Genomic DNA, 25,138 nt, shown 5'->3' on the forward strand with positions numbered 1-25,138 from the left:
GTGGTTATATGGACACAGCGTACACAGCGGTGCCCGATCTCGGAACGCGCCGCGACCCGACCGAAGGAGACGAGGACCATGACGGCTCTACCACGACGACGGCTGGGTGCCTCCGGACCGGAGGTGTCGATCATCGGGCTGGGCGCGATGGGCATGTCGGACCTGTACGGCCCGTCCGACGAGGCGGAGAGCGTGGCGACGCTGCACGCGGCCATCGACGCCGGCGTGAACCTGGTCGACACCGGGGACTTCTACGGCTCCGGCCACAACGAGATGCTGATCGGTCGGGTGTTGCGTGAGCGCCGTCGGGACGAGGTCGTGCTCAGCGTGAAGTTCGGTGCGCGCCGCACACCGGACGGCGCGTTCCAGGCGGCACCGTACGACGTGTCGGCGGCGGCGGTGAAGGACCGGTTGGCGTACTCGCTGCGCCGGTTGGGCACCGACCACATCGACATCTACCGGCCCTCCCGGCTGAACCCGCAGGTGCCGGTCGAGGAGACCGTGGGCGCGCTGCTGGAGATGCAGCAGGCCGGCTACATCCGGCACATCGGGCTCTCCGAGGTGGGCGCGGACACCATCCGCCGGGCGGCGGCCGTCGCGCCGATCAGCGACGTCCAGATCGAGTACTCGCTGCTGTCCCGTGGCCCCGAGGCCGCGATCCTGCCGGCCCTGCGCGAGTTGGGCATCGGCTTGACCGCCTACGGGGTGCTGTCCCGTGGTCTGCTGAGCGGGCACTGGTCGGCGGACCGTGAGCTGACCGGCACGGACTTCCGGGCGAACAGCCCTCGGTTCCAGGGTGAGCACCTGGCCGCCAACCTGCGGCTCGTAGACGCGCTGAGCCGGGTCGCGCAGCGGCTGGGGGCCACCACGAGCCAGGTGGCGATCGCCTGGGTGGCGGCGCAGGGCGAGCAGATCGTGCCGCTTGTCGGCGCGCGGCGGCGGGACCGGCTGACCGAGTCGCTGGCCGCGGCCGACCTGGTGTTGGACCGGGAGGCACTGGACGAGATCGAGCGCGCCGTGCCGGCCGGTGCCGCCTCCGGTCAGCGGTACGCGGCCCCGATGATGGACCTGCTCGACAGCGAGAAGTGACGGCCACGTCAGGGAGTGGACCGCCAGACCCAGTTGCGCCGCTCGTAGAGCGGCACCAGCCCAGCCCGGCGCAGGTTGTTCAGCGACGGGTTCTGCGTACCGGATGCGGGCTTCCCGGTCTCGGCGAACAGCCACCGGCATCCGGCCTCGGCCGCGGCCACGGCGCGGGCGGCGATCAACGCCGACTGCGCGCCGAGACCGCGGTGAGCGGGTGCCGTCGCGGCGGCGTTGAGCGAGGCGGCCCCGTCGTGCAGGAACAGGTTGCCGCCCGCCACGAGCTCCGCGTCGTCCCACGCGGCGTACGGTCTCCAGGCCGGTTCGCCCACGGTCGCCGCCAGCATGTCGGTGAGCCCACCGGCCGGCATGCCGAAGCCGGCGAGCAGCACGTTCGCCCAGCGCTCCGCCTCGGCCGTCGGCACCGGGCCGACGCGCAGGCGGGTCGGGGTCGCGGCGACGTCACCGGGCCGAGCGGCGAGTTTGACCCAGGTGCTCCCCGCTTCGAGCCCGCGCGCCGCGGCGATGTCGTCGAAGCCCGCGGGCAGCACCGACGGGACGAGCTGGAGGACGGCCTGAGCGACGCCCTGCTCCCGGTAGAAGTCGAGGACGCCATCCAGGGTTCGCGCGGTGAACGGCTCGGTGATGCCGAAGCCGAGGGCCTTGCTCCAGTACCCGCCGGAGGGGTCGTTGCGCATCGCGAGGGCGACACCGCCGCCGATGCGCGTGGTCGCGATCCCCAGATCGGTGTACGCGGGCTCAGGTGCCCGTGACTCGTAGGAGTACATGAATTCGCACTCCACGCCTTCGGCGAGCGGCATCAGGTCGGCTGGTTCGATCATCAGCTGATCATCGACTTGTGCCGGTCCCAGGCCCGCACGAGCTGCATCCGGTTGTGGATACCCAGCTTGTGGTAGATGGACCGGAGTTGGGTGTCCACCGTGTGGAAGGAGACGAAGAGATGCCCGGCCGCCTCCTTCTTGGTGGCGCCGGCGGCGAGCATCTCGGCCACCCGCTCCTCCGCCGGTGTGAGCGCCTCGATGCCCGTGCGCGGCGGCTCATCGATCGACGACCGACGGCGCGGGGTGGCCGTGAGTTCGGCGCACCGTCGGTCGGCGGTCGCCTGATCGCCGGGCGCGCCGATGCGGGCGTAGAGGGCCGCCGCCTCGTGCGCGGCATCCCACGCCTGTGCCGGGCGCAGTAGGGGGCTGTTGGCGAGGTCGAGCAACGCGTCGGCCAGAGCCGGCCACGCGGTGGTGGTGCGCAGCCCGTCGACCGCGGACCGCAGTGCGCCGGGGTCGCGATCGAGCAGCCCCCTGGTCTGGTCCGCCAGTGCCTGCCACAGCGGGACCGGAGTCCGGGTGGCCACCAGTGCGACAAGTTCGGTGACCCGGCGGGCGGCCTGCGTGTCGCCGGCGGCCACCGCCGCGCGGACCAGACGGGGGCCGAACTGCGGCACCGGCAGGAGCGACCGCACCGACCGGTGCAGGTCGGCGACGATGCTGCCGAGGAGGTTCACCGGCTCGCTGAGGGCGGGATCGCGGACGGCGACGCAGAGGGCGGGCGTCCACACCGTACTGTCCGGCCACCGTCTCCGGGTGAGACAGGCGCGCAGAGCGGCGCGCGCCGCGTGGTGCTCGCCCCGGCGGTAGTGCACCTCCGCGAGGACCGTGACCAGTAGGGCACGTGTCTCCTGGCTGGTGTCCACCGAGTCGGATCCGAGCCTGGCGGCCGCGAGGGCGGCGGCCTCGGGCAGCTCGCCCACCGCGACCATGCGCAGGCAGTCCAGGGCGGTCAGGGTGCCGCTCAGCGGCGTACCGGTCGAGGTCGTGTCGTCGAAGGCCTGCCTGGTCGCCGTCCGGGCGTCCTGGTGCCGGCCCAGACCGAGCTGCACCAGGATCGCTTCGGTGCGGACCGAGGTGGCGTCCCGTCGGGCCGCCCTGGCGTCGGGGTCCAGTGCCGTCAGGACGGCGTGCGCGCCGGGTAGATCTCCGTGCGACAGCGCGCGGGCGGCCCGGCCGAGGGCGAGGTGGCGGGCGGATGACCGGTCACCCGAGGTGGCGTGCGCGGTGCCCGCGTCGCGCAGCAGTGCGTCGGCGTCCGGATGTCCGGTGCGGGCGGCGATGGTGGCGATGACGGCGAGCAGCGTGGCTCGGCTCGGGGCGTCCAGTCGCTGGTTGAGCGACTCCCGGAGGCCCGCGAGGGCGACCGACGGTGGTTCCAGCGTCGCGATCTGTGCCAGGCGGCTCAGCAGCAGGGCACGGTGTCGCGTACCGCGGCCATTCGCGGCGATCTCGACGGCCAGGACGCGCAGGGCCGCCTCGCCGCGCCCGGCGAGCCGGAGCTGATCAGCCGCGGCGAACAGCCACCGTTGTCGTTGCTCGGTGTCGGTGGCGATGTCGTCAGCCGGGATCGCCGTGGCGTTGAAGGATGATTCGGACAATGGCGTTCTCCCCGGTGGTTACCCGGCGCGTCGAAAGGCCGTCCTGCGACCGAGCCTATCCACGGCGGGAGAGGCGGGCGACCAGATCGACGAAGCGGCGGGATTGCGGCGTAAGGCCCACGACGTCCCGAAATGACGGAACGTAATAGCGCGATCACGTGATGTGACGGCACCGACTTGGCCCCGATCATCGAAGCATGGCCCACACGACGTCGTCGCCCCTTGATCGTTGGCTGCCGAACAACGCGGCGGGTCGGCCCGACTGCTCCTCGACAGCCGACGACCGGGGCGAGCACCCGGATCGGACCAGCCTGCCCGGCGCGAACCGGCTCCGGGTCGTCCTGCTGGCTCTCGTCGTGTTCGCCAGCACCGGGGCGGGCGGCCACGCTCCGCCGTGGACCCGCCTGGTGGTGGTGGCGACCGCGGTGGCCGTACCCGCCGCGATCGCGGTCCAGTACGGATGGCCCGCAGTACGCACCCTGCTGGGGCTGCCGTCCCGGCCACGCCGGCGAGGCGGATCCATGTCCGCGCCCGAGCCGGCCCAACCGACATAAGGAGACAGCGATCATGGCGAACAGCGATCCTCAGCCGCGCCGCGGCGACCAGGGGGCACCGCCCCTCGCGGGCCGCAACATCGAACTGGAGCGGCAGAACCCCGATCTGGTGGTGCCGCCGACGACCGACAGTCGACTGGTGCCCAACCTCAAGTTCTCGTTCTCCCAGGCGCACACCCGAGTGGAGAAGGGTGGCTGGACCCGAGAGGTCACCAGCCGGGACCTGCCGATCGCCACCCAGTTGGCCGGCGTCCAGTTCGGATTGGAGCCGGGCGGCTACCGCGAGATCCACTGGCACCAGCAGTCCGAATGGGCCTACATGCTCAGCGGCAGCTGCCGGATCAGCGCCGTCGACCACGAGGGACGCAACTTCATCGAGGACGTGAAGGAGGGCGACCTGTGGTTCTTTCCGCAGGGCGTACCGCACAACATCCAGGCGCTGGACGACGGCGCCCAGTTCCTGCTCGTCTTCAACGACGGGGCCTTCTCGGAGAACAACACCTTCCTGCTCAGCGACTTCTTCGCCCACACTCCCCGGCACGTCCTGGCCAAGAACTTCGGCTGGACGATGGAACAGATGGAGAACCTGCCCGAGCGGGAGAAGTACATCTTCCAGGGCGACGTCCCGCCGCCCCTGCAACAGGACCGGGTGGTCAGCCCCACCGGCGACATCCCGCGCAGCTTCAAACACCGGATGACCGCGCAGACCCCGCACCGCTTCCGCGGCGGGACGGTGCGGGTCACCGACTCGACCAACTTCGCCGCGTCCGTGACCACCGCCGCGGCTCTCGTCGAGGTCGAGCCCGGGGGAATGCGCGAGCTGCACTGGCATCCCACCACCGACGAGTGGCAGTACTACATCTCCGGCACCGGTCGGATGGGCGTCTTCGCGTCCCAGGCCGCCGCCCGGACGTTCGACTTCCAGGCCGGCGACGTGGGCTACGTGCCGTTCGCCTACGGGCACTACATCGAGAACACCGGTGACGAACCGCTGGTGTTCCTGGAGATGTTCCGGCATCCGCGCTTCGAGGACATCTCGGTGATGCAGTGGATGGCCAACACGCCCCACGAGATCATCGCGGACACGATAAACGTGCAGAAGTCGATGGTCGACGCCTTGCCGACCACCAAACAGGTGGTGATCTGACCACGGTGGCCGGCCCTCGCTGATCAGCTCCCGGCGGGTGCCGGCGAGGTGGGCGCCTGGGCAGGTCGTCGGCGTCGGGACACCGCGCCGGCGACGACGTCGACGACGAGGAACGCGAGCAGGGTGAGCCCGAACAGGGGCAGCGCCCAGCCGACCGCGACGACCACCGGTACGCCGATCAGCAGGGCCCAGAGCGGCAGTCCGCGTACGCCGCCACGGGCCGGCGGGGTGCCGGCGAGGGCGCGTCGGTCGGTGCGGGTGGGTCGACGTTGCCACCACATGCGGTAGCCCCAGACGATGACGCAGAGCAGCCCGAGGGCGAGCGCGGCCAGCAGGATCTGGTTGACCAGGCCGAAGAGCAGGCCCATGTGGGCCTGGATGCCGAGCCCGCTCAGTTGGGCCAGCAGGGGCCAGTCGGCGAAGTCGCTGCGCGCGGTGACCGTGCTGGTGGCCGGGTCGACGGCGATGCGGTCCTTGGCGACCGGCCAGGTGTTGTCGATCTGCGTGACGGTCCAGGCGGAGCCCGGCTCCGCCGCCGGGATGATCTCGACCGGCCCGGAGAGCCGCGCGTCGCGGGCGACCGTCAGCACCCGGTCGAAGGCCGCCGACTCGACCGTCGCGCCCTCCCCGGCGGCACCGTGGTGATGGCCGCCGCCCGGCTCGGCGGGGACCGCACTGAGGCTGGTGGAGATCTCCGGCGTACGGGCATTGAGCGCGTCGAGGCCGGAGGCGAAGTTCGCGCCGGCGTAGCGGGACCAGGTCAGGCCGGTGGCCGAGAGGAAGAGCAGTCCGACGGTGAGCCAGATGCCCGTGGTGGCGTGCCAACTCCGGGTGCGGCGAACACCCCGGCCCGTGGACAGGTCCGGCACGAGCAGGTGTCGGGCGCTGGCTCGGGCTGCGCTGCGTCGACGCCACCAGAGGATGACCCCGCCGAGCGCCATCACCCACAGCCAGCTCGCGGCCAGCTCGGAGTAGTTCTCGCCCACCGTGCCCAGGTGCAGGTGGCGGTGCAGGTCGTCCAGCCACGTCGCGGCCGGCGTCGAGCCGAACCAGGTGGTGAGCTGCCCCTGGGACTCGCCGGTGTACGGGTTGATGTAGACGGTGTGCTGCTTCTCGCCGAGCTCCGGCAGGGAGAAGACCACAGTTGTGGTCCGGTCGCCGTCGCCGGGCTGCACGGCGGTGATGCTGCCGGTGGGGTGCGCGTTTCGCGCGGCCCCGACCTGCTCGGCCAACGGGAGCTGCCGGTCACCCACCGGGGCGGCGGTCAACTGGTCGCCGTAGAGGAACGAGTCGAGTTGCGGGGTCGTGGTGTAGGCGAGCCCGGTCAACGCGGCGACCACCAGGAACGGGGCGACGAGGATGCCGGCGTAGAAGTGCAACCGCAGCAGCAGCGCGCCGAATGGCGACGGACGCCGAGCCGGCCGGGCGGGTTTCTCGGGTGCGGAGGGCTCTGGCGTCGGCGTGCCGGACAACTCGGTAAGAGACATGGTGATCCGATCGGAAGAGTCGGGAGGCACCCGAAGGCGTCTCCCGTACTGGTCTGGTCGCCCGGTGGTGTGTCGCGTCGGCTCTGTCTGGTAGTCGGCTGGCCGGCGGCGCCGGTTCCCGGCGACGTGGAGGCCGATTCGCCGACCGGAAGGGCCGCTCGATCGATCGAGATCTTGGAAGAAAGGTGCCCCTTGAGGGGCGGTTTCCTTCCAAGATCGCAAGGGGTCGGTCAGCGACGGGCGGCCCGCCGCCACAGCAGCCCGGCCGCCACCACGACGAGGACGGCCAGCACGGCACCCGCGACGAGCACTGCGGCACCCGGGCCGCCGGCGGTGTCCTTCGCGGTGGCGGCGGCGGACGCGGTGGCGGCTGACGTACCGGCGTCGGCGACCGGCGCGGCGCTGGACGCGGGGTCGGCAACCGTGAACGGGTACGACCCCTGGACGGGGTGCCCGTCGGCGGAGACGACCCGGTAGGCGACCGTGTACCTGCCGTTGGGCAGTGCGCCGGTGATCTGGACCGTGCTCGTCGCCCCGGTGACCACCGGCGCGCCGGTGGTGAGCTTCCGCTTGGCGGCGTCGGTGAGCACGATCGTGGTGAACGTGGGGTCGAGCCGCTGCATGAATTCGAGGGCGACCTCGGTCGGCGCGCGCGACAGGGTCGTGTCCCGAGCCGGCGTCGACGACTTGAGCGAGTTGTGCGCCCAGGCCGGGCTGGCCGGAATGAGCAGCGCCACGAGGACGGCGAGCGCCGCCGCGCCGAGCCGGACGGCGGTGGGGCGGGGTGGCGGCACGGTCCTGGTGACGTCTCCGGTTGGCGGGGTCATCCGAGCACCTGCTCGCCGATCCAGCCGTCCGGCGTACACCCGGGTGGGATGGCGAAGACGGCGGAGCCGATCGGGGTGGTCCATTCGTTGAGCAGGTCCCGGTCGGCCAGTCGGCGTTGGATGGGCAGGTACTGCCGGGCGATGTCGGCCTGGTACGAGGTGAAGATCAACCCGCTGTCGGCGTGGCCCTCGGCGGTCGGCACACCGTCGTAGTTGTAGGGCCGGCGCAGGATCTTCAGCCGGTCGTCGGTTTCTCGGGCCCGGGTGAGGTGGGAGAAGTCGGGGATGACGGTGAGCCCGTCGGGGCCGGTGGCGGCGAAGTCGGGCTCGTCGTGCTCGTCGGTGCCGGTGAGGGGCGCGCCGGTGTCGAGCCGCCGCCCGATGGCGAGTTCGCGGTCGGTGCGGCCGAGCAGGTCCCAGGTCTCCATGTTCATGCTGATGCGCCGTACCACAAGGGTGGTGCTGTCGCGAAGCCACGCCGGGCCGTCCGGCACCCACAGTGCGGTGTCCAGCGGGGTGCCCGGCCGGGGGTTGGCTGTGCCGTCGAGCTGGCCGAACAGGTTGCGCTGCGTGTGGCCGCCCGGTTCGACGCCGGGGCTGCGCCGGAAGCCCTGCTGGACCCAGCGGACGACGGCGAAGGGCCGGCTGTCCTTGATCAGGACTCGTTGGGCGTGGGCGACGGTGACCGCGTCGTCCGCGCAGATCTGCACCAGCAGGTCGCCGCCGGACCAGGCCGGCTGGAGTCGATCGACGCGGAACGAGGGCAGGTCGGTGACCGAGGCCGGTCGCCGGTCGTCGACACCGGCGGCCCGGTACAGGTCGGGCCCGAAGCCGAACGTCACCGTCAGCCGCGCCGGCAGAAGCCCGAGTTCGGCCTCGGTGTCGGCAAGCGCGGGTTGGCCCTGGGTGAGCCGGGCGGCGTCGTCGGTGAGCAGCCGCAGCATCCGCCCCAGCGCGGCCCGGTCGGTGCCGGGTCGCAGGGTGAACGCGACGAATGCCGCGTGCGCCTGCGGTTCGGTGGCGACCCCGGCCTGCCGGGCGCCGTGAAACGGCTCGACCAGGCCGCCCACGCTCGCCGCCAGCGTCGTGTCGGCGATGGTCGCCGGCGGTGGTCCGGTCTGCCCGGCACGGGTCACGGCGATCGCGGTCCCGCCGGCCACGGCACCGCCGACGGCGAGAGCCCCGCCGGTGAGCAGGCCACGCCTGCTCACCGGCCGGACGGGTGACGTCTCGGTCACGACGCCGGGCTCATGCTCATCCCCGGCGTAGCGCTCGTGCCGGGCATGGGCTCGCCGTGCCCGGGGGCGTAGCTCTCCTGCGCGCCGGTGAACGGCTTGGCCACCGCGCGGAACTGCTGGGTCCGGCCGTCGGCGAAGGTCAGGGTGACTGTCAGCTCGTCTCCGGCCTGGACCGGCTTGGTGAGGTCCATCAGCATCAGGTGATCGCCACCGGGCTCCAACGCGTGCGTGCCCTTGGACTTGATCACGATGCCGCCCTGCTTCTGCCGCATGACCATCTTGCCGTCCTTCATGGCCATCTCGTGCAGCTCCATGGGCGACACCTCGGTCGTGGCGCTGGTCAGCGTGACATCGCTGTCACCGTCGTTGACCAGGGTCCCGAAGGCCGCCGTCATCCCCTTGTCGGCCGCCTTGACCCACGGGTCACGAATGCCGAGCACACCGGCGTCCGGGTTGGCCGAGACCGACGCGGACGGCGCGGGCTGCGCTGCCGACGGAGAGTCGGACGAGCCGCAACCCGCGGCGCCCACCGCCAGGATGGCGGCGGCGAGGACGGTGGCCAAGTGGCGTGAACCGAACGGGTTGGTGCTGCGCATGTGTTCTTCCTCCGATGATCGCTGCTGGCTGGATGGTCGGCCGCAGCGGGGAGAAAGTTCCGGCTCAGGGCACGTTGATCGTGAACTCGGCGGTGTGCACCTTGCCGGCGACCTGGAAGTCGAAGAACGCCCGGTACCGGCCCGAACTCGGGGCGGTCAGCCAGAACTTGACCGACCCGTCGACCAGCTCCGGCTCGGGGTGGACGTGCACGTACCCGAGGTCGCCCTCGCGGACGACGACCAGGTGCCCGTACGCGCCCAGGTACGGCTCCAACTGCACGGGCACGGTCGGGTCGGCGCTGACCTTGAAGTGCATCGGCGCCGTCACCCCCACCGTCGGGGTTCCGGTCATCGACACCGCGTACGGCCCGGCCTTCGCCTGGGCCTGCACTGGCGGCAACGCGGTCGGGGTGTGCGCGCCGGGCACGGTGTGGTCGACGCCCAACACGAGCGGAATCTGCGTGTCGTTGGTCGCGGTGACGGAGAAGTCGGCGTAGACGCGGTAGCCGCCGGGCCGGGCCAGTGTCAGGGGGACGCTCCAGGTGCCGTCGGCCGCCATCGTCGGGTGCAGGTGCTGATAGCCGGACAGGTCGCGGCCGACCACGATCAGGTGCAACGGCTTGTCGTGGACGACCGCGAAGCGGGTCGCCGGTTGCCGGTCGGTCCCGACGATGCGGAACCGGTAGTCCGCGCGTACCCCGGGCGGTTGGGACCGCTCCAGTGGTTGCAGGGTGTAGCCGCCGGCGCTGACCGTCGTCCCGGTCGCCAGCGTCTCGCCCGTCGCGCCGTCACCGCGATGCGTGTGCGGCCCGGTGCCCGCCGGGTGTTGGTGCCCGTCGTTCGCGGCGCCCTCCTGGCCCGGGGCGGGCGGACCGCCCGCGGGCTGCCGGGCGCTGCGGTCCGCCGGGTTCCCGTCGCCGGTCCCGATGCGGGCCAGACCGAACCCGGCCAGCAGAGCGATCACCAGCCCGCCGACGAGCAGGGCAAGGTGGGTGTTGCTCAGCCGGGATCCGGGCGCTGCGGCGGCGAGATCCGTGTCGGGCCGTGCTCCGGGCTCGACCGTGGGCTCGCCGTCCGTACCGGCGACGGTTTGATCGGTCGGCGTCGGATCGACCGCGACGCCCGTGCGGGCCGTGACGACCGCGTTGCCCTTGCGTGCCGCCGGCACGGTGGTGGGCCGCCGCTTGTCGCCCGGAGCCGGCGCGACGACGGGCCTGCGACCGTCGGCCTTGCCACCGCCGATGGTCTTGCCGCCGGTGGCCGGGCCAGTGCCGGCCTTGTTCGTGGGACGGGCACCACCGCCGCGTCGACCGGAGGTCGCCGGCGAGGTGCGGCCCCGGCCGGTGGGTCTGCGGGTGGAAGCCGATCGGCGACGCCAGAAGATGTACGCGGCCACCGCCCCGGCCGCCGCGACCACCACCGCCCAGCCGGCCAAGGCCACCGTTCCGAAGCCGCTCTCCTCGGTGGACCCGGTCGACGGAGCCGCCGCAGCCGGCGGGTTGGACGGATCGTCCGCGGTGGTCGGCACCGCCGAGGCCTGCCCGGACGTGTTGTGCTGCTCGGTGGCGGCCACCAGCGCCGGGTCCGGTTGGGTCGACGGCGGGCTCCACCCCTTCGGCGCCGCGGCCACCCGCCCGTCGTAGCGGAAGGTCAGGGTGCCCCGCACGGTGTCGCCGTCCGAGGCGACCGACAGGTAGCTCACCGAATACTGGCCCTTGGCGGGCAGGTGGGCGACGGTCACCACCGCGGGGAACCCCGTCGTGTACTCCCGTGGCTCGAACTGCCCGTTGACCAGGAAGTACTCCCGTACCGGCTTCTCCAGCGGCTTCGGCTCCCCCTGCGACCAGCCGTCGTCGACCCGGGTGCCGTCCGGGGCGGTGACCGTGAAGAACGCGTTGGCGGCGGCCTTCTCGGTGAAGTAGAGCCGCACCGCCGTGAACGGCTCGCGCACGGTGGAGCCGCCCGCCGGTGTGGACTCGGCGAGGGTCCCGTGAGCCGCGGCGGGTTGGGCGGACGCGAGCAGGGCGACCGCCGAGGCGAGGAGGAACGCGAGGAGGCCCGAGACCACCCGCCCGCAAGTCTGGGGGAGACGACGCATCTGGATATCCTCACCCTCGCGAGACTTTTTTCAAGAGGTGGCGATCTTCTTCCTCCGACGACAAAAGTTGACGACGAGGTCGCGGGCCGTCGCAGCGGGACGCCCCGGGTGGACACATTCCCTGGCCAGCTATGCTGCCGACGGCGCTGGTTCGCCCCGTCGTGACCGGCTGGGCGTCGCAAGAGGGAACCCGGTGGAAATCCGGGGCTGCCCCGCAGCGGTGAGTGGGAACGACCGCCGTCATCAGCACTGGGCCAACGGCCTGGGAAGCGACGGCCAGTAGGGGACCGGCGCGACCGGTCAGGCCCGCGAGTCCGAAGACCTGCCGGCGCCGCGTACACAACCGTGTGCGCTGCCGTCGGCCTCGCGGGTGGGCTGAGCGGGTGACGGGCCGTGCGTGTGGCGCACGGCCAGGTCCTCGTCAGCGCGTGTCCGCGACCCGGCGGTGTGGTTTCCCGAGGGACGGACTACCGCTGTGCACGACACCACCACGATCGCCGGCCGAGCGCCGTCGGCGTCGCACCTGACCCTGTCGCAGATCATGGACCAGCACCACACCAACCTGATGGGTACGGTGCGCGGCGGCCGGATCCTCAACCTCATCGACTCCGTCGCCGGTGTGGTCGCCGCCCGGCACTCCGACGGGCCGGCGGTGACCGCTGCCATCGACGAGACGGCGTTCCTCCGCGCGGTGCGGGTCGGTGACGTCGTACACGTCGATGCCCGGATCACCTGGGCCGGCCGCAGCTCGATGGAGGTCGCCGTCAAGGTGACCGCCGACCGGTGGGACCGGGCGGTGCCGCCCACCGACGTGGCCACCGCCCACCTGGTCATGGTCGCCATCGACGACGACGGTCAGCCTCGTACGGTGCCGCCGCTGCTGCCGGAGACCGACGGGGACCGGCGACGGTACCGGGAGGCGGAGATCCGCCGGGAGCACCGGCTGGCGCTGCGACGCGCGTTGCTCGACGGCGCCGACGACGCCTGACGCGCCCGTTGTGACGGTGGCCGGTCCGAGAACCCGCCCCACCGCCGATCCGGTCGGATAGCGTCCACGAGAGGCCCCGATCACGGAGAGTGTGGATGGCGATGCGCGCTGCGGTGCTGCGGGAGTTCGACGTTCCGCTGACGATCGAGGAGATCGACCAACCCAGCCCCGAGCGCGGGCAGGCGCTGGTGCGGATCGTCGCCAGCGGGGTCAACCCGCTCGACACGAAGATCCAGGCGGGAAAGGCCGCGCACGCACGCATCCAGCTCCCCGCGGTGCTCGGCCTGGACCTCGCCGGCGTCGTCGCGGCGGTCGGTGCGGAGGTGACCGACCTCGCGCCGGGAGACGAGGTGTACGGGCTGTGCGGGGGCGTGGGCGACCTCCAGGGTTCGCTTGCCGAGTACGCCGCCGTGGACACCCGACTCCTGGCCCGCAAGCCGAACACCCTCTCCATGCGGGAGGCCGCCGCGTTACCCCTGGCGGCGATCACCTCCTGGGAGGGGCTTGTCGACCGGGCCGGGGTCCGGGCCGGCCAGAAGGTGCTGGTGCACGGCGGCGCCGGTGGCGTCGGTTACGTGAGCGTCCAACTCGCCCAGGCGCGCGGCGCCGCGGCGTACGCCACGGGCGGGCCGGCGAGCATGTCTCTGATCGAGAGCCTGGGCGCGGTAGCGATCGACTACACCTCGACAAGCGTCGAGGAGTACGTGCAGAGGTACACCGACGGTGCCGGGTTCGACATCATCGCCGACAACGTGGGCGGCGCGACCCTCGACGCGTCGTTCGCGGCGGTGCGCACCTATCACGGCCACGTGGTCAGCGCGTTGGGCTGGGGGTCGCACTCGCTCGCCCCGCTGTCGTTCCGGGGAGCGACCTATTCCGGGGTGTTCACTCTGCTGCCGCTGCTGACCGGGCAGGGCCGCGAACACCAGGGCGACATTCTGCGCGAGGTCGCGGCGCTGGCCGACGCCGGCATGTTGCGCCCGCGACTGGATCCACGCACGTTCACGCTCGACACGGTCACGGACGCCCACCGCCTGGTCGCCAGCGGCACCGCGAACGGCAAGGTTGTCGTGGACGTCGCCGGTTGAGATGCGGGGACCGTCCCTCCGATCTGCAGGGCGCGTCGCGCCGCTGCGGGCCGCCCTTTGACCCTGGAGCTTCTGCGTCGCATTGCTGCCGCGCCCTGGCGTCTCGTAGGCGTCAAGGCGCTCGTGACGACGGATTCGGTGGTGGCAGCCGGATACCCTGCTCGATAACCGACCGGGGAGAGCCAATGGGCCTGTCAAGCCGTGAGTGTCCGGACTGCAGACGACGGGTCAAAGAGCCGTTTCAAGAGACAATCACCGGCCGCAAGGTCTGCCCTGACTGCGCCAACGCCCTCTTCATGGGCTCTGCTGCCGGCGCAATCACGGGGAATGTCGGCTCCGGGTACGGCGTCTGGGCCATGCTCATGCGCAAGATCCGGCGTTCGTCTGAGTGACGACCAGGACGACTCTGTCCGGACGTCCATGAACTCCGGTGGACTTTGAGGCAGCTCAATCGGTGCTTCCTGCGGAACGAAGGTGTCAAGCTTCGCCAGCGATGCGCCGTCGAAGTTGGTGCACCGCAACTCACTTGACTGGTGCGATCCGCCCGCGATTTGGTGGCGCCGTGAGCAAACTGTGGACCGCCCCCGAGAAAGACCCCAGGACCTTCGGTCAGCCCGTCGGCGAGAAGGCGACCTACCGGGAGTACCTCGGCAACTACCGCCTGACCATAGAGATGAAGTGCGACGGACTGGACGCCGAGCAGCTCGGCCGACGCTCGGTACCGCCCAGCACCCTGAGCTTGCTCGGCCTGGTCCGCCATCTGGCGCAGATGGAGAACCAGTGGTTCCAGCGTGTGCTGCAGGGGCGTACCGACGCACCGTGCCTTTACCAGCACGAGGACGACCCGGATTGGGACTTCGGGGGCGCGGTCCCCGACCCAGCGGTGGTGAAGGACGCCTTTGCCACCTGGAAGGCCGAGATCGCCAGGGCGGACGAATGGCTCGACGCCCTCGACGAGGCCGACCTGGGCCGCGAGGTGCTGGTCGACGGTGGCAGCCACGCCACGCGCGACGTGCTTGTCCACGTGATCGAGGAGTACGCGCGGCACGCTGGCCACGCCGACCTCCTACGCGAGTGCATCGACGGGCGAACCGGCCTGTGACCCACCACGGCGGTGGGTCAGCACAAGGACCGCCGTCAGGAGGCAACCTCACCGTGAGGAACGCCGCAGGTCACGCAACCGCTCGTCTGAGTTCCGCTTCAACGTCTGACTCAGGAGTTCCTGGCTCGTACGAAGTCCGCGTAGTCCTCCCCGGCAACCCCGTGGTTGACCCAGCGATCCGGCGACGCCCCGGTCGCTCGCTGTGCTAATTCCAGCGCTTCGGCCGGGTCTTCAACGTGACCGATCAAGCGGCCAGGCCCTGGGTCGTCCTCGCCGTCTGGGTCCAGCGACGGGAACACCGACAGGTCCCGGCGGCTCTCGTCGTCCAGGTCCTGCACGTTCTGGATGGACACGTTGTAGCCCTCTTTCCAGGGCCAGATGGACACCCAGCGGATGCCTTCGACGCCCGCAATCACGACGGGTCCGAGGAACTGCTCGGCCCCCTTCTTGCGGTGCAGCGCGCCGAGGAGGAACGACCTGCTGAGGTGTCGCACCCTCGGAGGTTAACCGGCCCCCCGTTTATGCAAAATGCGAGCCCGGTTGCTGTCGACAGCAACCGGGTCAGACGGGGAGGGGCTCAGCCGGAGAAAGGCGGAACATTGCCCGAGGTTACAGGCACCTAGGGAGAGATTCACTCGGCGACGAAGACGCCAACACCGGGAAGTGTTTCGGTCATTCCTTTGATCCGTAGTACCTGCATTGCGCGGTCGATCACCGGCTCGGTAACCCCGTAGTGCTCAATCAGCTCTCGCCGACTCGGCAGCTTGGAGCCGGGCTGGAACTCGCCGGCCTTGATGCGTTCGGCGAGGTCGTCGGCGATCTGTTCGTAGCGGTAACGCGGTGGCACGTGGCTCTCCTCGGTTGGCAACACGAGTAGACCACCTACGTCAGCCCTTGACTACCCAACGGTACCTGTGGGAGGTTGCCGAGGAGGTCGATTCCCTCGGTTGGCGCTGTGGGCCGTCCTCGCCGGCGTGGATGTCCGGCGCGTCCCCCGCGCTCGGGCATCCACGCCTCCAGATCGCTCCGGTTTAAGGAGACGGCAGTGCTCCCTTCGACAAGGGCAGGGCAGATCCTGGCGCGAGCAGGCGAGGCGAGCCGGTGAAGCGAGTTTCGTACGACGAGTACGTGCTGGCGCTGACGCTGACGCTCGCTCGCCGTCACCGGCCCGTCTGGTCCTGGCGACACTGGCGGCGCATCTGCCGCTGCGGAGGCGCGCTGCCATGCCGAAGCCGGCATCGCATCCCGATCAACCGCGGCCACTGGCCCAGCCAGGACGGCCCGCAGTGACCACTCACCACCCGATCAGGCCGGCCTGGACGTGCGGTGGCTGTGCTTGGGAGTGGCCATGCCAGACCCGGCGTCAAGAGTTGCGAGCGGAGTACGACCGAGCCCCGGTCTCACTGGCCCTCTACCTGGCGGGTCAGTTCGTCGACGCGACGCAGGACCTGGCCCACGTTCCCGCCGGACTCCTGCACTACCGATTCCTCGGCTGGACCCGATGAGCATCCTGCGGCCCGGTGACGAGAAGTTCCACTACAGCGACGGCTCGCACAGGTGGATCCCACCGGATCCGGACTACGACCAGGAGGTCTGGGACGAGCAGGTGCGCCAGCACAAGCACGGCCACCTCAGGAACGAGCGTCCGAAGGTTCGCATCCAACGCCTCGTCTGACGCCAGCTGTGCAGCAGCGAAGTAGAGCAACCGGGCCAGCCGAACCTAGCCGAGCAGCGCGCCATTCAGGGACATCAAGCGCTGGGTTGGCCAGCGGACGAGGCAAGGGCATGATCAGGCGGTGATCTCCTGGCCGACGTGGGATGAGTGGTTGGCGACTCTACCGCCAGATGTCCGCGATTCTGCGTTATCGCTGGCGGCGAGGTTCAAGGAGCTTGGAGCCCAAGACCCGGAGGGGTGGGCAAGGTCGGAGATCAGCGAGAACATTCCGCAGCTGGCTCGGTTCATGGTTTTGCGCGCCTTGTGGCGGGATGCGATATCTCCGTGGATGGATGCCAGTGCTCTGTACGACGTGGCGGCCGCGCGGCGGTTGGTTGAGGCAGGCGCGGATCCTCACGACGTGCTGCTGGTCGCGCGAGCTGGAGCGTACGAGGCGGTCGTTGCCACGGTGTGCATCCTCGACGAGGGTGGCGACCCGCACGCGCGCGAGAGCGATCCCGGCTGGCACTTGTCCGAGACGGACGCGGAGTGCAATCCGACGGGCCGCGAGATCGGCGGGCTCCAGGAATCTCTGGGGGAGACGGACCCATCCGGCAACGACGGTGCCGACCTGTGGGAGTGACGCGGCTGGGTGACTAATCGGGTGATGATCGGGACGGATGTCAGCGGACGAGCAGGGACCTTCGTGGACGGTTCAACAGGTGAAGACCGGCTTACTCCTGCGGCGGGGGAGTGAGCCAGGCAAGGGGTTGTCCGCTGAGGGCGGCGTCGGCGAGGCGGTGGGCGCTGGCGGTCTTCAGTGCCACTCGCGAGCTGTCAATCCAGCGCTGGACATTGTCGATGCCCTGATGGCGGTACTCGACGGCTTGGACGAGGCATTCCAGCTTGTCGGCGTCGCGAGCGACGACGGCTTCCAGCGTCTCGCCGGCTTCGTACTCGGCGACGGCAGCGGTGATGACGTCGGCGACGGCCGGTGGGCAGGCCGCAACCTGGTCGGCGGTGACGGCGGTGTTGGGTACGGCGGTGAGATAGCGCCTGGCGATGTGTGGGATGTCGGTGATCCGGGTTTCCTGGGTGTCGTGCAGAACGCAAAGCATCGACACGCGGGCCGGGTCCGCGCCCTCCATGGCGGCGAGCATCATTCCGATGAGCGAGGTCCGGAACGAGTGCTCGGCGATGGATTCGGGGTGCTTGACGCCAGCGAACCACCAGCCGGTGCGGGCGGCGCGCTTGAGGACGCCGGCCTCGAAGATGAAGCTCATTGCTCCGGCGGCGTCGTGGTCGTCGGTCATCTGCCCGTCCCTGTGCCGGTGAGTGCGTCCGCCCGCAGGCGGTAGACGATAGAGGTTAGTTCCTGCCGCGACTGGTCTGGGACGAGCAGGTCGACAGCACAAGCGCGGCCACCTCAGGAACGAGCGCTCCAAGGTCCGCCTCCAACGCCTGCCCGATACCAGCATCGCCCACCTTCCGATTGTGCAAGTCACGAGCCCGTTGCCCGGTCGATCGACAATCGGCTGTCCGCGCGTACGTCTTAGCATTGCGAGCAGCGGTCCGTAGCGCGGGTGCGGCGGCCGTCGCGATGACCGGGCGTGCAGCCCTCCGAGGAAATGGCAGGGAGGAGGCGGGACAGTGGCGGTTGAGCGGTTCGGTTCATTGGCGGAGTCCGGCGTCACGATGCGGCTCTGTGTGGGTGCCAGTGACATTGCCGGCGTCCAGGCCGTCCGTGCCAAGGTGCACCGGGTCGACGGCGATCTCTGGCTGCCCGGTCCCGATACCAGCGATGACCCCAACGGCGTACACCCGTTCTGTCTGATCGCCCAAGGCGATTCGGGGCGAATCGTGGGCTTCACCTGGATGGACTGGTGGTCCGAAGCGGCCGATACCCGGGTCTACCTGCTGAGTGGCTGTGTGAGCCCAGCGTGGCGCAGACGGGGCATCGGCAGCGCCATGCTGCGGTGGCAGGAGGCACAGGCCATCGAGTTCGACGGCAGCAGGCCGGTCGGCGGTCGGAGCGTCTTCGGCGCGAACGTGGGCGAGCACCAGCCGGGCAAGCTGGCACTGCTGACAGCTCACGGTTACCGGGTCGCGTTCACGGTCGTTGACATGGCCCACGACCTCAGCGGCTTACCGGACGGCGACATTCGGCTGCCCGAAGGGCTCGTCCAGCGTCCGGTCGAGGCTGCCCACCATCCCCAGATCCACCAGGTGATCGAGGAGTGCTTCGCGGGATCACGTAACGGCCACCGGCCCAGGACCTACGAGGAGTACCTCCGCGACGTCCAGGACATCGACATCTGGTGCGTCGTTTGGGCGGGGGACGACATCGCCGCGGTCGTGGTGAACGAGTTGCAGGCCGACGGCACCGCGTTGACGCCGTGGGTTGCCGTGGGCACCGCGTGGCGTCGGCGGGGCGTCGGTCTCGCGGTGATGAGGCGCACGCTGCGTATGTTGGCGGAGGCGGGAGCGTCGACGGCCCGACTCGGCACGGTCGCGGAGAACCCGAACAACAGCGTTCGGTTGTACGAGAAGGCGGGATACCGGGTGACGGCCTGGCGACCCCGTTACCGCAAACCAGTCGAGGCGCGCTGAGCTGAGGCGGCGGGATCCTCTCGAAGGCTTACTCCTGCGGCGGGGGAGTGAGCCAGGCGAGGGGCTGTCCGCTGAGGGCGGCGTCGGCGAGCGCGTTACTCGGTCGGGGGCCGGGTGGTTGTGGCCGATTCAGGTGGCGTCGATGGCGTGTCCGGTACGACGACGAGGCTGACGACGCGGCGGGTCCGGCCGTCGCGGGTGTTGCCGGTCCGACTGACGACGGCGTGTTCGATCTCGGCGACCATCGTGGCGAACTCTTCGTCGGTGAGCCAGACGGCGGCCTGTCGGTAGACCACGCCGTCGCGGTGGGGGTCGGCGTGTTCATGGGCGAGGTAGCGGTCGAAGTCGCCAAGCAGTGACGCCGCGAACGTGGTGTAGGCGCGTCGGTGATCGTCGAGGGTCATCGTGGCCCGGGCGGCGGGGCTGACCGTGCCCTGTTCCTGGCGTACGCGGTAGCTGCGCTCCACCGTGCCGCGTACTCGCCGCTCGTCGACCACCTCCAGCACGCCCGCCTCGACCAACACGGCGATGTGCCGGTACATCGTCGCTGGGGGGATGTCGGGTAGGCGCTCGCGGAGCTGTGTGGTGGTCAGCGGGTCGGTGTCGAACAGCGTTTGCAGGATGCGCATCCGGACGGGGTGCAGGAGAAGGTCTGCGGTTGCCATGGACCCATCTTCCCACATACGATAATGTTCCCACGGTTGATAATGTTCGCGACGCTGAGAATAATAGGAGGTGGCGCATGACGGATGTCGACATGACGGCTGTCGCAGACGATGGACTTGCCCTGGTCGGCACGCTGACCCTGCCCGTCGGTCCCGGACCGCACCCGGCCGTCCTGCTCCTGCACGGCTCCGGACGGCTGGATCGCGACTCCAACACCGCGCGCCTCCGGATGGAGCTCGGGCCACCAGTGGCCAGCAGGCTGGCAGAGGCCGGGATCGCCACGTTGCGGTACGACCGGCGCGGTGTCGGCGCCACGGGCGGCGACTGGCGCGCGACCGGATTCGCCGCCGGTCGGCACGACGCCGCCGCCGCGCTACGCGCCCTCGTCGCGCGACCCGATATCCGGGCGGACGCCGTTGGCGTGCTCGGGCACAGCGAGGGTGCCGTTCACGCCATGTCGCTTGGGGCACGCCCGGAGGTCGCGGCGGTGGTGCTGCTGGCCGGGTTCGCCCGCCGAGGGGAGGACGCCCTGCGCTGGCAGGCCGCAATGATCGCCCGCGACCTCCCCGCTCCCGTACGACCGCTGCTACCGATCCTGCGATCCCTGGCCAACCGCCAACTCGCCCGAATCAAGACGTCCAGCACGGACGTGGTGCGCGTCCTCGGGAGGCCAACCAACGCCCGGTGGCTGCGGGAGCTGCTCGACCACGACCCGCGCTCCGACCTGGCGAACATCAAGGCTCCCGTCCTGGCCATCACCGGCGGCAAGGACGTCCAGGTCGACCCGGCCGACCTGGACGAGATCCGCCGGCTGGTGCCCGGCGACGTCACGGTGCACCGGATTCCCGACCTCACCCACGTGCTGCGTCGCGACTTCGGCCGTCCGTCGGTGCGCTCCTACCGGCGACTGCTCCGCCAGCCGGTCGACCCCGACCTGCTCGCGCAGGTGGTCGGCTGGCTCGCCCACCGACTACACGAGACGCCCGACACGGTTCGTGCCGGGTGACCGATGGCTCACCCCCACCCAGAGCCAACCCCAACAACCCCTGCTCCTAACCCCGCGAAGGGAACTGGCGTGACCACCGCAACCTCTGCTCGCCGACACGACGGCCTCACCACCTTCTGGATCGTCACGTTCGCCTGGACCTTCGCCTTCTGGCTTTTCGCGGTCACACTCGATGGACCGGCGATGACGTCCCCCACCGTCGTTCCGTACCTTCTCGGCGGATTCGGCCCGGCGATCGGCGCGATCGCCGTCTGGATACGGCGCCATCGCCGTCGTCAACCGATCCCCGCCCACACGGTGCGACTTCGGCTGCGCCCACGGCTGTTCTGGGCGCTGCCCATGCTGGCCCTGGCATCGGGGACCGTACTGGCAGCCGCACTGCTCGCGGAGTTCCTGGGAGGCCCCGCAGTGAGCCTGACCGAAGGGCGCGAGTTGATCGCGACGGCGGGCGGAACCGTACCGTTCCTGATCAGCATGCTGGTGGGTGGTCCGTTGGCCGAGGAGCCCGGTTGGCGTGGCACGGCCTACCCACGCCTGCGCGCGTCGATGAGCCGCCTGCGCGCCGGTCTGCTGCTGGGCACCGCCTGGGCGGTGTGGCACCTGCCGCTGTTCTTCATCGACGGGACTCTTCAGTCCGAGTTCGGCCTGGTCAGCTGGAGTGGCCTGTTGTTCACGCTCAGCGTCTTCCCGATGGCACTGCTCACCGGCTACGCCTACGAGCTCGCCGGGGTCGCGGCATCGATCGCGGTCCACTTCGGCGTGAACACCACCATCGCGCTGCTCACCCTCAAGGCACCCGCCGCCCAGGCGCTCGTCCTGGCGGTACAGATCATCGTTGCGGCCGCGCTGCTGGCCGCACCACGCGACCGTGGCCAGGACCGACCGGCGCTGGGCCACCGCGAATTGGCTGATCTGCGGTGAACGGGTGGCTGATCGCAAGCGTCGCCCAGCGGTAAGACGGGCCGTGGACTTCGCTGCGTACCGAATCAAGGGCTGACCTCGGCGCATGCCCTCACCTGCGAGTTGACCGACGCCTTGCTGGCCCCGGCTGCACGTCGGGGCCAGCAAGGCCAGCGGGCGCTGTAGCGGTTGGCCGGTGCTCAGGCAGGCACGGACACAGCGCGTCCTGCCCGCGCCGGCCGGCTTGCCGACCTGGCACGGCAGTGCCTCATCATTCCGGATGTCGTCACACTGTATTGCTCGCCCAGTAGTCCCGCTCGGGCAGCAGAACCCAGTGGTCGGCGGGGCCGGTGATGCATCGGGCGTCGACGGGACGGAGGCCGACGAACGCGCACGAGTATGCGGGGGCCTGCGACCTGTAGAGGTAGCTGAGCAGGATCATCTGGCTGGTGTCTGCGCTCCACGGGGCACCGCCGGGATGCAGGTCCCAGCCGATCGTCTCCCCGTCGCGGTGAATGCTGCCCTGGTTGCCGCTCTTCGGGTTCGCGTACAGGCCGTAGGCGATCGTGCCGACGGACAGCAGCCGACCGACCAGGGGTGTCTGCGGCTGGTATCCCCACGGCTGGGTGATCACGCAGCCGCCGGGTACGTCGGTGACGCCGACGAGCAGCAGATCGTTCATCTCCGAAAGCCAGACCCAGTCGTGCTCGTCGCCTGGATCGGGATCCTCGTCGACGTCGATGTCGTAGTGGGCGAGAAGCTCGTCCTCGGTCATCGGGGTGCCGTCGAGCCGGCGGATCGCCTCGGTCGCGTCGATCTCCGCGACGCAGAGAAGCCCGGTCCCGTCGTAGTGGTCGACCTGCAAACGGTCGCCCAGTTCACCGGCCAACGCGACGGCTTCCCGCTCGGCCGGGCTCAGCTCGACCCCGGCCGGCGCGGTGCCGAACAGGTCGGGTTCGGGGCCGGCGAGGCTCAGCCGACCGGGTGACCAACCGGCCATCATCGGCTGCCACGGGTCCGCACCAGCGGCCGCCAGCACCCGGGCGTTGTCGTGCCGCCGCGCGTGAACCGCCAGCCACAGCGGGGACCGGCCGTCGGACAGGCAGTCGACATCGCTCGCCGCCGCGGCCATCGCCGCCACGACTGCTGGCGACCAGTGCTCCGCGGCGACGTGCAGGGCCGAGTCATGCCCGAGTGGCATGCAGGGATCGGCTCCCGCCGCCAGACGAGCCCGCACCTCGTCCTCGTCGCCGCCGTCCCACAACTGCACGCCGTCCCACCCCGTCATGACCCGCCCTCCGGTCGCCCGTCTACACGCGCGACGTTAATCGGGACCCTTCTCGGAGTAGGCCGGTCCCGCACCTGCCCCGACCTCGTCCTGGCGGACAAGGCCTACACCAGCCGCGGCGGACGCCCGCCCACGTTCGACCCAGACCTCTACCGGATGCGACATGCCGTCGACAACGGCATCAACAGGCTCAACCGCCACCGCGGCGTGGCCACCCGCTACGACAAGTTGGCCGTCCGGTTCCAGGCCGTCCTGACCATCACCATCATCTGCGAATGGCTCTGACCGGCTTATAAAAATGCCTTAGTTGCAGTATTAGGCGGCAGCTGGTTCGGACATGATTCGCAGCCAGCGAGACCGGTGGAAGATTGGGTCCTCGGCGAGGACCATGCATTCCCAGCTACCGTCGCGTCGTCCGGAGCGGCGGTCCGGTCCGTTGAACTGGCTGAGCCCGGTGGGCCCCCCATATCGGTGAATGCCCTCGTTGGTGGCGACCTCGTTGCCGCACCACGTCAGCTCGTCACCGGCCTCGTGCAGGGCGGTGGAGGTGCCTGACATCACCAGCGTGTGGGCATGTTCGGCGACGAACAGTGCCTGCAGCGCCGGGTTGTATGTCGGGCCGGCCGGCGGGCGCGGAGCCGGTGCCGACATTGTCGCGGGGGCCCCGGGGCCACGGCGTAGCGTCGCACGGATCGTCGGCCAGGCCGACGGTCGTAGCGGCACATCGCGGCGCACGATGAGGAGGTCGGCCAATCCCTGGCTGTCACGCCAGGACGCGGCGGTATCGCTGGGTTCGTTCATCCGCAACGGCAGAAACACCGCGCTGTGTGGGCTGACCGCCGCCAGCCGGAACAGCGCCCCGAGGCGAAGTAGATCCGCACGGGAGCTGATAAGAGCGCCGGTGTGCTGCCACAGCACATTGGTGATGTGGGTGTTGCGAAGTGGAGCCGCCATCGTGATCACCCGCCGTAGCTGGGCGCTACGGGACACGTGGTGAACGCGTAAGCGGAGGCGCATGCGCGCCGCGTCCGGAGGGCTGGTCACTGAGGCACGGTAGGCCGGCGCCTGTTCAGGCCAATCGTGAATTCCCACAACGTGGCCGGGGAATCCGCCTTCAGGTCCAACACGTCAATGCACCACGTGGCTCCGCCTCGGACACCACCACCATGACCACTCCGGATCACGGCCGGTTTGCCCTGGATCGTCAGCCAGGTCACCGCCACGCCGTGACCTTCACCGGCCACCCACGACTTCTGAAACACGCCTTAAGTGTGCCGGTGCTCCGGCGATACCGGGCAGACGCAGAGCTGCAGATTGATCCCGGCGATGTCGCTAGCCGGGCGAGGGCGAACGTCTGCGTCTGGTTGAACCGCGCTCGCTGATCCGGGCGAACCACGGTCTGGGTTCCGGCGAGGATAGCAGCGAGTACAGCGCAAATGCCGACGACGACGCCCGGCACTCGCTGGGCGAAGGCCGTCGCGCCGGCGGCGCCGGCGAGCATGGTTGCAGGGACGCTCAGACGAGCGGCTGCCGGTAGCGGTGGGAGAGTGATACTAGGTCCGGCTCGCCCAACGTCTTGACCATCGCCGCGAATCGGTCAACTTTGTCATCGCCGAAACGCCGCACGCTGGCAGCGAAGGAGCTTGCGGTGAGGAACGTCGGGGGTGTCGTTTTGCTGTGGAATTTGTCCGCGTACATCACCAGTTGCTCCTCCACGGTGTCTGCCGTGTAGTCCCGTACCGGAAGTGGCAAGCCTTGCCGCACCACGTCGTCGCGGGTGAGCCCGACACCGGTGTGATGGGAGCAGAACCTGTTCACCAGTTCGGGGAACCCGAGCTCGCGCAGCATCGTGTGGCCGAGTATCCCGTGCCGGACGTAGGTTCCGTGATCGAGCTGTCCTGCATCGTTGTACAGGCGGTAGACGCCGATGTCGTGCAGGAGACTGCCCGCACGCACGAGCGCGGTGTCCAGGGGAACGGGGTATCTGCCCAGGAGTTGCTCCGCGACCTCGCAGATGATTTGGCAGTGGGTGTAGACGAGTTCGAAGGCGCCTTTGGTCGGCGCGAACCGCTCGTGCAGTGCCCGGATCTGCTCGTCGGTAGGAAGGGACACCGGATGGTCGTACCTCAAGCGGTTAACTCCTCCGTGGCCATCGAGCAGTAGCTGGCAGCCGTGATGAGGCCGAGGCGCCGGTAGAGGCTGCGGTGGTTGCCAAGATATCTCGCTTCACTCCCATCACGTCGAGTCAGCGAGGGGTCCGGGGTGCAGCTGCACCCCGGACCCCCGGCCACCTCCCCGCCGGTGGGCCGGCGGGGGCACGCAGACGGGAACCCCCGCCGTTAACGATGTGGGTGTAGGCCGTC

Annotated in this window: 26 protein-coding genes, 1 pseudogene and 1 riboswitch; of the genes and pseudogenes, 13 read left to right on the plus strand and 14 right to left on the minus strand. The window is 70.1% G+C overall.

The genetic code is table 11. The annotated features are described in order from the left end of the window. The first annotated feature begins 78 nt into the window (after positions 1-78). The gene (locus tag AB0A90_RS33825) at positions 79-1,089 is read left to right on the plus strand and encodes an aldo/keto reductase (RefSeq protein ID WP_357255904.1); all 1,011 of its coding nucleotides are present in this window, start codon (positions 79-81) and stop codon (positions 1,087-1,089) included. 8 nt (positions 1,090-1,097) lie between these two features. Here the strand turns inward: AB0A90_RS33825 and AB0A90_RS33830 are convergent, their stop codons facing one another. After that, complete coding sequence (locus AB0A90_RS33830) at positions 1,098-1,925, minus strand: hypothetical protein (RefSeq protein WP_357255906.1); 828 nt, start codon at positions 1,923-1,925, stop codon at positions 1,098-1,100. Continuing rightward, positions 1,925-3,526, minus strand: a complete 1,602-nt coding sequence (locus tag AB0A90_RS33835; RefSeq protein ID WP_357255908.1) for a helix-turn-helix transcriptional regulator — start codon at positions 3,524-3,526, stop codon at positions 1,925-1,927. The genes AB0A90_RS33830 and AB0A90_RS33835 overlap by 1 nt, the downstream gene beginning before the upstream one ends. Positions 3,527-3,723: 197 nt before the next feature. On the opposite strand from AB0A90_RS33835, the gene AB0A90_RS33840 reads away from it, so the two are divergent. Continuing rightward, positions 3,724-4,080, plus strand: a complete 357-nt coding sequence (locus tag AB0A90_RS33840) for a hypothetical protein (RefSeq protein ID WP_357255910.1) — start codon at positions 3,724-3,726, stop codon at positions 4,078-4,080. Positions 4,081-4,093: 13 nt separating this feature from the next. Beyond that, positions 4,094-5,227, plus strand: coding sequence for an oxalate decarboxylase family bicupin (locus AB0A90_RS33845; RefSeq protein WP_357255912.1), 1,134 nt, complete (start codon positions 4,094-4,096; stop codon positions 5,225-5,227). 23 nt (positions 5,228-5,250) lie between these two features. Here the strand turns inward: AB0A90_RS33845 and AB0A90_RS33850 are convergent, their stop codons facing one another. From AB0A90_RS33850 to AB0A90_RS33870, 5 genes are all read right to left on the minus strand, one after another. Then, positions 5,251-6,714, minus strand: a complete 1,464-nt coding sequence (locus AB0A90_RS33850) for a PepSY domain-containing protein (RefSeq protein ID WP_357255913.1) — start codon at positions 6,712-6,714, stop codon at positions 5,251-5,253. A 230-nt stretch (positions 6,715-6,944) separates the two neighbouring features. Beyond that, positions 6,945-7,541 carry a copper resistance CopC family protein gene (locus tag AB0A90_RS33855; protein WP_357255914.1) on the minus strand — a complete coding sequence of 199 codons (597 nt, stop codon included), beginning with the start codon at positions 7,539-7,541 and terminating at the stop codon, positions 6,945-6,947. Further along, positions 7,538-8,779, minus strand: coding sequence for a Dyp-type peroxidase (locus AB0A90_RS33860; RefSeq protein WP_357255916.1), 1,242 nt, complete (start codon positions 8,777-8,779; stop codon positions 7,538-7,540). Before AB0A90_RS33860 ends, AB0A90_RS33855 begins: the two co-directional genes overlap by 4 nt. Further along, on the minus strand, positions 8,776-9,375 hold the full coding sequence (locus AB0A90_RS33865; protein WP_357255918.1) for a copper chaperone PCu(A)C: 600 nt from the start codon (positions 9,373-9,375) through the stop codon (positions 8,776-8,778). Before AB0A90_RS33865 ends, AB0A90_RS33860 begins: the two co-directional genes overlap by 4 nt. 64 nt (positions 9,376-9,439) lie before the next feature. Beyond that, positions 9,440-11,473, minus strand: coding sequence for a copper resistance protein CopC (locus tag AB0A90_RS33870; RefSeq protein WP_357255920.1), 2,034 nt, complete (start codon positions 11,471-11,473; stop codon positions 9,440-9,442). Between the two features lie 130 nt (positions 11,474-11,603). After that, positions 11,604-11,818, plus strand: a riboswitch (cobalamin riboswitch). Positions 11,819-11,948: 130 nt separating this feature from the next. Between AB0A90_RS33870 and AB0A90_RS33875 the strand changes: the two genes are divergently transcribed. The 3 genes from AB0A90_RS33875 (at position 11,949) to AB0A90_RS33885 (ending at position 14,651) form a co-directional block, all read left to right on the plus strand. Then, positions 11,949-12,461, plus strand: coding sequence for an acyl-CoA thioesterase (locus AB0A90_RS33875; RefSeq protein WP_357255922.1), 513 nt, complete (start codon positions 11,949-11,951; stop codon positions 12,459-12,461). Between the two features lie 95 nt (positions 12,462-12,556). After that, positions 12,557-13,549, plus strand: coding sequence for a zinc-dependent alcohol dehydrogenase family protein (locus AB0A90_RS33880; protein WP_357255924.1), 993 nt, complete (start codon positions 12,557-12,559; stop codon positions 13,547-13,549). A 562-nt stretch (positions 13,550-14,111) separates the two neighbouring features. Next, positions 14,112-14,651 carry a DinB family protein gene (locus AB0A90_RS33885; protein WP_357255926.1) on the plus strand — a complete coding sequence of 180 codons (540 nt, stop codon included), beginning with the start codon at positions 14,112-14,114 and terminating at the stop codon, positions 14,649-14,651. Between the two features lie 110 nt (positions 14,652-14,761). On the opposite strand, the gene AB0A90_RS33890 is transcribed toward AB0A90_RS33885, so the two are convergent. Both AB0A90_RS33890 and AB0A90_RS33895 read right to left on the minus strand, forming a co-directional pair. Then, positions 14,762-15,145, minus strand: coding sequence for a hypothetical protein (locus tag AB0A90_RS33890; RefSeq protein ID WP_357255928.1), 384 nt, complete (start codon positions 15,143-15,145; stop codon positions 14,762-14,764). 137 nt (positions 15,146-15,282) lie between these two features. Then, positions 15,283-15,498: a winged helix-turn-helix domain-containing protein gene (locus tag AB0A90_RS33895; protein ID WP_357255930.1), complete on the minus strand. Its 216-nt coding sequence runs from the start codon at positions 15,496-15,498 to the stop codon at positions 15,283-15,285. 523 nt (positions 15,499-16,021) lie between these two features. On the opposite strand from AB0A90_RS33895, the gene AB0A90_RS33900 reads away from it, so the two are divergent. From AB0A90_RS33900 to AB0A90_RS33910, 3 genes are all read left to right on the plus strand, one after another. After that, positions 16,022-16,156, plus strand: a complete 135-nt coding sequence (locus AB0A90_RS33900) for a hypothetical protein (protein WP_357255932.1) — start codon at positions 16,022-16,024, stop codon at positions 16,154-16,156. Beyond that, complete coding sequence (locus AB0A90_RS33905; protein ID WP_165435744.1) at positions 16,153-16,326, plus strand: hypothetical protein; 174 nt, start codon at positions 16,153-16,155, stop codon at positions 16,324-16,326. Before AB0A90_RS33900 ends, AB0A90_RS33905 begins: the two co-directional genes overlap by 4 nt. A gap of 121 nt (positions 16,327-16,447) precedes the next feature. After that, positions 16,448-16,948, plus strand: a complete 501-nt coding sequence (locus AB0A90_RS33910; protein ID WP_357255934.1) for a hypothetical protein — start codon at positions 16,448-16,450, stop codon at positions 16,946-16,948. A gap of 91 nt (positions 16,949-17,039) precedes the next feature. Here the strand turns inward: AB0A90_RS33910 and AB0A90_RS33915 are convergent, their stop codons facing one another. Further along, positions 17,040-17,618: an HD domain-containing protein gene (locus AB0A90_RS33915; RefSeq protein WP_357255936.1), complete on the minus strand. Its 579-nt coding sequence runs from the start codon at positions 17,616-17,618 to the stop codon at positions 17,040-17,042. Positions 17,619-17,955: 337 nt separating this feature from the next. Here AB0A90_RS33915 and AB0A90_RS33920 point away from each other — a divergent pair, with 337 nt between their 5' ends. Next, complete coding sequence (locus tag AB0A90_RS33920) at positions 17,956-18,915, plus strand: GNAT family N-acetyltransferase (protein WP_357255938.1); 960 nt, start codon at positions 17,956-17,958, stop codon at positions 18,913-18,915. A gap of 95 nt (positions 18,916-19,010) precedes the next feature. Here AB0A90_RS33920 and AB0A90_RS33925 read toward each other — a convergent pair whose 3' ends face one another. Beyond that, on the minus strand, positions 19,011-19,580 hold the full coding sequence (locus AB0A90_RS33925) for a helix-turn-helix domain-containing protein (RefSeq protein WP_357255940.1): 570 nt from the start codon (positions 19,578-19,580) through the stop codon (positions 19,011-19,013). Positions 19,581-19,672: 92 nt separating this feature from the next. Between AB0A90_RS33925 and AB0A90_RS33930 the strand changes: the two genes are divergently transcribed. Together AB0A90_RS33930 and AB0A90_RS33935 are read left to right on the plus strand one after the other, a co-directional pair. Further along, positions 19,673-20,587, plus strand: a complete 915-nt coding sequence (locus AB0A90_RS33930; protein WP_357255942.1) for an alpha/beta fold hydrolase — start codon at positions 19,673-19,675, stop codon at positions 20,585-20,587. Positions 20,588-20,656: 69 nt separating this feature from the next. Further along, positions 20,657-21,508: a type II CAAX endopeptidase family protein gene (locus AB0A90_RS33935; protein WP_357255943.1), complete on the plus strand. Its 852-nt coding sequence runs from the start codon at positions 20,657-20,659 to the stop codon at positions 21,506-21,508. Between the two features lie 265 nt (positions 21,509-21,773). Here the strand turns inward: AB0A90_RS33935 and AB0A90_RS33940 are convergent, their stop codons facing one another. After that, complete coding sequence (locus AB0A90_RS33940) at positions 21,774-22,775, minus strand: hypothetical protein (RefSeq protein WP_357255949.1); 1,002 nt, start codon at positions 22,773-22,775, stop codon at positions 21,774-21,776. Positions 22,776-22,826: 51 nt separating this feature from the next. Here AB0A90_RS33940 and AB0A90_RS33945 point away from each other — a divergent pair. Next, positions 22,827-23,060: pseudogene (locus tag AB0A90_RS33945) on the plus strand (IS5/IS1182 family transposase); the annotation flags it as partial. A 30-nt stretch (positions 23,061-23,090) separates the two neighbouring features. Here AB0A90_RS33945 and AB0A90_RS33950 read toward each other — a convergent pair. Continuing rightward, the gene (locus AB0A90_RS33950) at positions 23,091-23,819 is read right to left on the minus strand and encodes a hypothetical protein (RefSeq protein WP_357255945.1); all 729 of its coding nucleotides are present in this window, start codon (positions 23,817-23,819) and stop codon (positions 23,091-23,093) included. Positions 23,820-24,290: 471 nt separating this feature from the next. Then, complete coding sequence (locus tag AB0A90_RS33955; RefSeq protein WP_357255947.1) at positions 24,291-24,887, minus strand: HD domain-containing protein; 597 nt, start codon at positions 24,885-24,887, stop codon at positions 24,291-24,293. Between the last annotated feature and the right edge of the window lie 251 nt (positions 24,888-25,138).

The sequence above is a fragment of the Micromonospora sp. NPDC049204 genome (assembly GCF_040647935.1).
Classification (GTDB): domain Bacteria; phylum Actinomycetota; class Actinomycetes; order Mycobacteriales; family Micromonosporaceae; genus Micromonospora.